The following is an 8611-nucleotide window of genomic DNA, read 5'->3' on the forward strand; positions in this document are numbered from 1 at the left end:
AGATCCCCCCAATCCTCCTTCAAGAGGGGAAAGGAACTGTTGCAGTGATTGGGGTTGTCAAGGAAAAGCTGAACCATTCCATGTCCCTCTTTTACACCTCTCTTTTAAGGGAATTGAGGGAGGTCTGAGCCGATCGCGCCACCCATTCATTGCCCCTTCCCCTCGCTGCCTCTGCTGATTACTGGGTCGAGTGAATCTGATGCAAGCTCAAACTCAATGAGTATTAAAAATGAGTATTAGATGAGTATTAGAAGTTGAACGATAAAAAACAGCAATAATTTTTGGCAATTTTCCCCAAGTTGAATATTCCATCCTTACAAGTTTCTTATCCTTACAAACGAAAATAAAGCGATACAAAACAGCGCTCAGTCAACTTAGCTCCTGCCTTAAGCACTTCTACCTGAAAATACGATCGTATTTCCTGTTTTAATTCCGCTTTTAACCCTGCCGCTTGCCCTTTTCTAACATCAACGCTTAAAAAACAAATTCTTGCTTGTGAATGAGTCTTGGCGATATCTTTTAGTTCTGGTAAGTGGAATAGTGTTGGGGCTGATTGCTTCTCATTTTGTCAGAGCGGTTGTCCTGCGGCGAGAACTTGCCCTAGTACAGGACATGAGCGAGCGCAAACGGGCAGAACAGGCACTTCAGGAACGGGAAGCTTTGCTGCGATCGATCAGCAACAATATTCCGAAGGGAATTCTCTACCAGCTTGTGCATGACCCCAAAGACAACTCGCTGGCGTTTTCCTACATCAGTACCGGAATTCAGGACTTGCTCGGTGTCTCCGCAGAAGCCGTCATGCAGGATATTAATGTGCTGTACGACTTGCTGCTCGACGAAGACCGAAAAGAAGTCGAGCGCCTGACCCAGCTCTCGCTGAAAAATTTGACCATTTACGAAGCGCAGGTGCAACAGCGTAAACTGCAAAACGGCATTCCTCAAGGCATTGTCTGGTCAAGTTCGCGGGCGGTTCCGCGTCGGTTAGCCGATGGGCGGACAATCTGGGATGGGGTTGCGGTAGACATTACGGACTTAAAAGAAGCCGAAGCCGCGCTCCGCCAGAGTGAGGCACAAATGCGAGCCGTGCTTCAGTCGATTCCCGATCTGGTGCTGCTGACTAACCGCCAAGGATCGGGACTGGCATATCACCATGGCGGAGAGGTTATGCTGCTGACCCCGAAGCCCATGCAGGAAGAAGGAATGACCGTATTCAATACGCTGCCGGAAACGGTTGCCCGCGATCGAATGCGCTGTATTCATCAAGCCCTCGACACAGGAGAACTGCAAACCCACGAATACGAGCTGCACAACAATGGCAAAACTCACTGCGAAGAAGCTCGCATTGTTGCTAGCAGTTCCGATGAAGTCGTGGTATTCGTGCGTGACGTTACCGCAGCCAAGCAGCGAGAAGCCGTTCGTCAACAGTTTGAAACCGAGCTAAAGCAGGCAAAAGAAGCCGCCGAAGCCGCAAATCAGGCAAAAAGCACCTTTTTATCCCACATTAGCCATGAGTTGCGATCGCCCCTGAGTACGCTGCTGGGATATGCTCAACTGCTTACCCGTAGCCCTAATCTGACTGCGATCGAGCGCGAATATCTGGAAGTTCTGAACCGCAGCGGCGACCACCTGACGCAAATTATTAACGATGTGCTGTCCCTTGCCCGGATCGAGGCAGGACGAGTCACGCTCAAGCAAAGCCCGGTTCATTTGCCCGATCTGCTGGGAAACGTTCAGTCAATCTTTCACATGCGGGCAAAGGCAAAGGGGCTACAGCTTCGCCTTGATCCTGCCGCTGATATTCCCACCTGGATCGAAGCCGATGAGGGCAAACTGCGCCAGGTGTTGATCAACCTGCTGGACAATGCGATTAAATTCACGCTTTATGGCAGCGTTACGTTGAGGGCCACGTTCAAGTCTCCTGCAGTTCTTCAGTTTACCGTGATGGATACCGGAGTTGGCATGGCACCCGAAGACCTGAACTCAATTTTTGAAGCCTTTATGCAGACCGAGAGCAGCGAACGATCGCGTCAGGGCAGCGGCTTAGGTTTGACCATTAGTGCTCGTTTGGTTCAGCTTATGGGTGGTGAAATCAATGCCGAGAGCCAGCCCGGAAAGGGAACAGCCTTGCAGTTTACGCTGCCTTATCAGCCAGCCCAGCGGCATGAGCAGAACCCAGCGACGCTTCAGAGCGATGGCAAGCAAATTTCCCAGCAGAATAACCGTTATGCCTATCTAAAAGTCAGACTCGCACCCGGTCAGCCTCCGTACCGCATTCTGGCGGTAGACGACATCGAAGCCAATGCCAATCTCGCTCAGCAGTGGTTAACCCTGGCAGGCTTTGAGGTGCAAATTGCCCACAGTGGGGTAAAGGCGATCGAACAATGGCAAACTTTCTCACCGCATCTGATCTGGCTGGATCTGCGGATGCCGAAAGTCGATGGACTAGAGACAACCGCTCGAATTCGTGCCCTGGAACAGCAGCAGCAGCGGCAAACTACGAAAATTATCGCGGTGAGCGCGACCGTGTTTGAAGAAGAACGACAGCGTGCCTTTGCTGCCGGATGCGATGACTTTGTCATTAAGCCCTATTCCGAGGAGGTTTTGCTGAATACGCTTCAGCAGCATCTTGGAGTGAAGTATTATTACGAACAATCCACAGCCGAGGTTTCAGCGAACTCAGTGAACTCAGCGAACGCTCGATCGGGTGCGATGCCTGTGCTCAATTCAGCAGATTTTCAGGGAATGCCTCAGGAATGGATTGCTCAAGTCAACTGGGCGGCGCGGGTTGCCCGGGATGAATCAGTCAGGCAGCTTCTTGATCAGATTCCAGCAGAGCAGCAGGCTTTGCGAGAAGCGATCGCCCATCTGGTTGACCACCTTCAGTTTGAGCAGTTAATCGAGATCACAGATGCCCTATGCTAGACAGCGACTCTTCCCCAGCCGTGCCGCCTTTGGGCAATGACAAAATGACGGGCGGCAATATCTTGATTGTGGATGATCTGCCAGATAATTTGCTGTTTCTGGCAACGCTGCTAACCGATGCAGGCTACGATGTGCGAAAAGTTATTTCCGGGCAGATGGCAATCAGCGCGGCGCAGGCAGAAGTGCCCGATCTGGTGCTGCTCGATATTGTGATGCCGGGAATGAGCGGCTATAAAGTGTGTGAACTGCTGAAAGCCAATGCCATTACCCGCAACGTACCCGTAATTTTCCTAAGTGCCCTGGATGAGGAACTGGACAAAGTGCAGGCATTTCAGATCGGCGGTGTAGACTACATTACCAAGCCGTTCCAGGTGGTCGAAGTGCTGGCACGGATTGAAACTCATCTCAAAGTCGGGAGGCTCCAGGCTCAGCTTCAGCAGCAAAACGCCCAACTCCAGCAGGAAATTGATTCTCGCACGGCTGCCGAATCAGCGGTGCAAATGCTGAATCAGGGAATTGAGGAAAAGATTCAGGAGCGGATGACCCTGCTTAAAGCCAATCATGCCGAGCTACTCCAGCAAAAAACGCAGCTCGCAACCGCCCTGACCGAAGAGCATCAGCAAACTGCAATCAACCCTCAACACCCGCTTGTTTTATCCAGAGAATGGCAAACCACGATCGCTGCCCTTCAAACCGCAACTCAGCGACTGCTTACCAGCAAAACCCCGCGATCGAAATCGGACGATCGTCATCTTGCCATCCTTGACGCAACCACCCGGCGCATCCCGCAGCTCATGCAGCAAGCCTTATCCGTTCCCCTGACTGATTTCCCCACAGACTTTCAGCCGATCGCGATCGACCCCACGCTGCTTTGCCGTGATCTGATAGAACAGTTCTCCTCACCCGAAAATCTGCATCAAATTACCTTTGTCCCCTGGGGAAAAGCTCCCGGCAAGCTCTCGATCGATCCAGTTCTGCTTCAGCAAGCCCTGCACCATCTGCTTGATAATGCAATTTGCTACTCGCCCCCAGGTGGAACCGTGCTGCTGGAGCTATTTTACGAACCGACTCGACTGATTCTCCGCATTCGGGATGAAGGCATTGGCATTCCGCCAGAAGAACAGGTGCAAGTCTTCAGCCCTTTCTATCGGGCAAGCAATGTAACGAGTAGCCCTTTTCCTGCGGGTTTTGGCATGGGACTCGCGCTCGCTCAACAAGCGATCGACCTGCACCAGGGCACAATCAACCTTCAAAGCGAACTGGCACAGGGCACAACAGTAACGCTCACCCTGCCGCTCACCCTGGCAACCGAACCCTGATTTCTCGTCCTACCCTGAAAGAGATGAAGTTCGATCGCGCATTCGATACACTCAATGATTGAACCTTCCATCCCCTGATCCTCTCACTCCCCTGATCCTCCCCTTTACCGGCTCCCTCCCCGCCCGCTCCCGATGTACCTGAAAAGCCTTGAACTAAAATACTTTCGCAACTACCAGGAACAGCAGATTACCTTTTCTGCCCCTAAAACGATCCTGGTTGGCGATAATGCTCAGGGCAAGTCGAACCTGCTGGAAGCCGTGGAGCTGTTGGCAACCCTTCGATCGCATCGGGCACTGCGCGATCGAGAACTGGTGCTGGAAGGAGAACCAATCGGACAAATCCTGGGCAGCTTAGAGCGAGACACAGGCACGATCGATCTATCGCTGATGCTTCGCAGCAACGGCAGACGCACCGTGAGTTTAAATGGGGAAGCCCTACGACGGCAGCTTGATTTTTTGGGCGTGCTGAATGCAGTGCAGTTTTCCAGCCTGGATCTGGATCTGGTGCGGGGCAGTCCGAGCGAGCGGCGCGACTGGCTGGATACCCTGCTGACCCAGCTCGAACCCGTTTACGCCTATATTTTGCAGCAGTACAACACGATTTTGAAGCAGCGCAATGCCTTTCTCAAACAGCGCAGCGATGCCTTCGAAGGCGAAACCCCTGCCCCCGAACCCACTCAACTTGCAATCTGGAATAGCCAGCTAGCGGCGATCGGCTCACGGGTGATTCGGCGACGGGCGCGAGTTTTGGAACGATTGGCTCCGGTGGCGCAGTCCTGGCATGAAGCAATCAGCGACAGTAAAGAAATTCTGGAAGTGCGATATTTGCCCAACGTGCATCTCGAAGCAGACGACCCGGACATTGTGCAGCAAACATTTTTGCAGCGATTAGAGCAGCGATCGATCGCCGAACTGCATCAGGGCACAACGCTGGTCGGACCGCACCGAGACGAAATCGAGTTTGCGATTAATCAAACTCCGGCGCGGCAGTATGGCTCTCAGGGACAGCAGCGCACCCTCGTCCTGGCGTTAAAACTGGCAGAGCTAAAGCTGATTGAGTCGATCGTGGGAGAACCCCCCCTGCTGCTGCTGGATGATGTGCTGGCAGAGCTAGACCTGAACCGGCAGAACAAATTGCTTGAAACCATTCAAGATCACTTCCAAACGCTGATTACCACGACCCATCTCGGCTCATTTGATGCCCAGTGGCTCAAGTCTTCGCAGATCCTCACGGTCAAAGCCGGACAGATTGTGCCTGAGCACTAACAAATTGTGCCTAGGTACTCGTTTAGCGGCGTTCGATATCGCATCGCCCTGTCTCGCAAAGCCGTTGATTTCGCTCAGCCAGGATCGTCTTCAGGTTGGGCCGTCCGGTGAGCTGAAGTCGCCATTTTGCCCAGATTCCATAAACCGCATCCGCAATCCAGCCGACGATCGGCAGTTTGGTTATGGCATAAACCCAGCCCATGCCCAGCACCTCATAGACGCGACGAAAAACTTCCACGTTTTGAATCACTGTGCCGTCAGGCAAAACGGCGTGAATTCGTGCCATTGCTGCTTCGTAATCTACGCCACCGTGAAGCTGTGGGTCATAGTCGTCAGCCACTACATCCACAAAGGCAACCAACCCGCGATCGGCATCTTTGCGCCGCAAAAAGTTGACTTCGTGCAGACAGAGCGGACATTGACTATCGTAGAGAAGCTTAATTTTCCACGTGGGTTGCGCTTCAGGATTGCCTGCAAGATTAGCTTCAGGACTAGCCTCAGGATGGATAGCAGAATTCATTTGGAGGGTTTGCGGATTCGATGCGTGCAGGTTGGATGAGTGCATGGTAAAAGGCGATCGTCTTTTTCTGCATTCTGTCCTGTTTAGCAATGGATTTGCAAGAGTTGGTGTGAATTTCAGGAAAAACCTTGCGGCTCAAACTCCTCCCTGAGAACTAATAATTTATAAATTCAGTTCGTTACGATGACAAAAGGCTTCATTCACCGTTACACAGCATTTGCATCACGCATGTGATGTTTGATGAATCAGAAATTGAACAATCAAGTAAGGATTGAGTGAATACTGACAATGACTATCGCAATATTAGGCTGGGGATCGTTGATTTGGAAGCCGCAGAATTTACGCTATGAAGGTTCCTGGGAAACAGGTGGTCCCGTTTTGCCGCTCGAATTTTCCAAAATTGCTGAGAACAAGCGGCTCACAGTTGTGATTGATTCGCAAAATGGAGCAATGTGCCCAACACAGTTTGCAATTAGTACCTGTACAAACTTAGAAGATGCAATCGAGGATCTCAAACAACGCGAAGGAACGACCACAGAATATATTGGCTATATCGATCGAGCAAATAACCGAAGTTCGATCGAGGAATACCCAGCACAAATTAACGTGGATCAAACCGTGCGCGAATGGTGTGAGGCAAACCGAATTGCCGCAGTGGTTTGGACAGCCATTTTGCCAAATTTCCCTGATAAGATGGGCGTCCCGTTTTCGATCGATGCTGCGCTGCGTTATTACCAGAGTTTATCGGCAGCGGATCAAGCCAGCGTGATGGAATATATTGACAAAACTCCGGCTGAAACTGATACGCCTTTGCGTTGCCGAATGCAATGTCAAACTGTTATCCGCTAAATCCATCCATTGCAGATCTCACAGTCACGGATCTCACAATTGCAGATCTCACGATCGCAAATAGCTGGCTCCGTTGACATCCACGATCGCCCCGCTGAGAAACAGCGATCCCTCTGCAGCTAGGAACAAAATCGTGTGTGCAACTTCCTCCGGGGTAGCGACTCGTCCAAATGGGCTTTGCTGACGGATCGCTTCTCCCGCAGGACTTTCCAACACCGATCGCGCCATTTCCGTTTCCACAAATCCGGGTGCAACTGCCATCACGCCAATTCCATAGGGCGCAAGGTGCTGAGCGAGCGATTGACTAAGCGCATTCAATCCTGCTTTGCTGGCTCCGTAGGCGTTAGCAATTGGCTCTCCCCGAAATGCCCCACGTGACGAGACGTTGATAATTCGTCCCTGTTGTCGATCGATCAGGTGACGCGCCACGCAATACGCCACATTTGCCGCCCCGATCAAATTCACGCCGATCGTCTCCTGCCAAACCTGCTGCCAATCGGTATAAGACGTTTGATTCAGTGGATGAAGCTGATAGACGCCAGCATTGTTCACCAGAATGTCGATCTTGCCGAGTTTGGCGATCGTTTCATTCACCATCTGTTCGATTGCGATCGGGTCAGTTAAACTCGCCTGCACCAGAATGTGACCCTCTCCTGCAAGCTCCTGTTTTACCTGGGCTGCGGCTTCCGATCGCTGACCATAATGCAGGGCGACGGTCGCTCCGGCTGCGGCAAAGGCGATCGAGGTTGCGCAACCAATGCCGCCCGATGCTCCGGTAATGAGAACTGTTTTGTCAGAAAAATCTTTCATGATATTGCGTCCTTTCCGAAGGGGGAGCCGGGCATCACACACTCAAACAAATGCAAGCCAAATCGCTGTGATAGCTCCTCGCAGACCCTTACGCCTCTGGCGCTATTGCCTCTTGCATCCAGTAAGGGCGAGAAAACTGCAATTCCCAGGCGAGCGGGCACAACCACAATAATGCCGCCGCTCACCCCGCTTTTGGCAGGCAGTCCCACTTTGTAAGCCCACTCTCCGGCAAAATTGTACATTCCGCAGGTGTACATAACGCTGAGGATATCGCGGACATAGCAGGCCGGAACCGCCTGAACACCAGTCAAAGGATTTTTGCCGCGATTTGCTAGGGTTGCTGCCATTGTTGCCAGGTCGCGACAGTCTACGAGCAGCGAACACTGCTGAAAATAAAGGTCTAATGCTTCGTCGATTTTCTCGTCGATCATGCCGAAGTTGAGCATGAGATGCGCCATTGCTCGATTGCGGTGCCCGGTTGTGCGCTCCGACATAAACGTGGGCATATCGATATAGGGTTCGTGTCCGATGTATCGCTGAAACATGGTCAGCATTCGATTCAGACGATCGGTTGCGCCGTTGCCCTTGATCAAACTGGTAGTCGCGATCGCTCCGGCATTCACCATTGGATTATAGGGACGCTTCGACTGTTCATCTAAAACGATCGCATTAAACGCATCTCCGGTTGGTTCTACACCAACTTTTGCCAGCACCCGATCGCGCCCATGATCTTCCAGTGCTAATCCATGCACAAACACTTTAGAAATGGATTGAATTGTGAACTGCTGCTCCCGATCACCCACGCCAAACTGCTGCCCATCTACCGTGGTGACGCAAATGCTAAACCAGTCAGGATTCATCTTCGCCAGTTCGGGAATATAATCTGCGATTTTGCCTGACTGTAGCGATCGATACTGAGCATAAA

7 protein-coding genes are annotated in these 8611 nt (G+C 51.9%); 4 read left to right on the top strand and 3 right to left on the bottom strand.

The genetic code is table 11. The features are described from left to right. The first annotated feature begins 495 nt into the window (after positions 1 to 495). From H6F80_RS04120 to recF, 3 genes are all read left to right on the top strand, one after another. Positions 496 to 2922: an ATP-binding protein gene (locus H6F80_RS04120; protein WP_190790339.1), complete on the top strand. Its 2427-nt coding sequence runs from the start codon at positions 496 to 498 to the stop codon at positions 2920 to 2922. Next, entirely contained in the window at positions 2916 to 4241 is a 1326-nt protein-coding gene (locus tag H6F80_RS04125; protein WP_190790340.1) for a hybrid sensor histidine kinase/response regulator, read from the top strand. Before H6F80_RS04120 ends, H6F80_RS04125 begins: the two co-directional genes overlap by 7 nt. Before the next feature lie 132 nt (positions 4242 to 4373). After that, positions 4374 to 5507, top strand: a complete 1134-nt coding sequence (gene recF / locus H6F80_RS04130) for a DNA replication/repair protein RecF (protein WP_190790341.1) — start codon at positions 4374 to 4376, stop codon at positions 5505 to 5507. Between the two features lie 22 nt (positions 5508 to 5529). Here recF and H6F80_RS04135 read toward each other — a convergent pair whose 3' ends face one another. Next, the gene (locus H6F80_RS04135) at positions 5530 to 6027 is read right to left on the bottom strand and encodes a thiol-disulfide oxidoreductase DCC family protein (RefSeq protein WP_190790342.1); all 498 of its coding nucleotides are present in this window, start codon (positions 6025 to 6027) and stop codon (positions 5530 to 5532) included. A gap of 288 nt (positions 6028 to 6315) precedes the next feature. Between H6F80_RS04135 and H6F80_RS04140 the strand changes: the two genes are divergently transcribed. After that, the gene (locus H6F80_RS04140; RefSeq protein ID WP_190790343.1) at positions 6316 to 6876 is read left to right on the top strand and encodes a hypothetical protein; all 561 of its coding nucleotides are present in this window, start codon (positions 6316 to 6318) and stop codon (positions 6874 to 6876) included. A gap of 48 nt (positions 6877 to 6924) precedes the next feature. Here H6F80_RS04140 and H6F80_RS04145 read toward each other — a convergent pair whose 3' ends face one another. Continuing rightward, on the bottom strand, positions 6925 to 7686 hold the full coding sequence (locus tag H6F80_RS04145; protein ID WP_190790344.1) for an SDR family NAD(P)-dependent oxidoreductase: 762 nt from the start codon (positions 7684 to 7686) through the stop codon (positions 6925 to 6927). Then, the coding region (glsA, locus tag H6F80_RS04150) for a glutaminase A (protein WP_190790345.1) at positions 7683 to 8611 on the bottom strand (929 nt) is incomplete at its 5' end. The genes glsA and H6F80_RS04145, both read right to left, overlap by 4 nt.

This window comes from Leptolyngbya sp. FACHB-711, assembly GCF_014695615.1.
Taxonomy (GTDB): Bacteria; Cyanobacteriota; Cyanobacteriia; order Elainellales; family Elainellaceae; genus Leptolyngbya_A.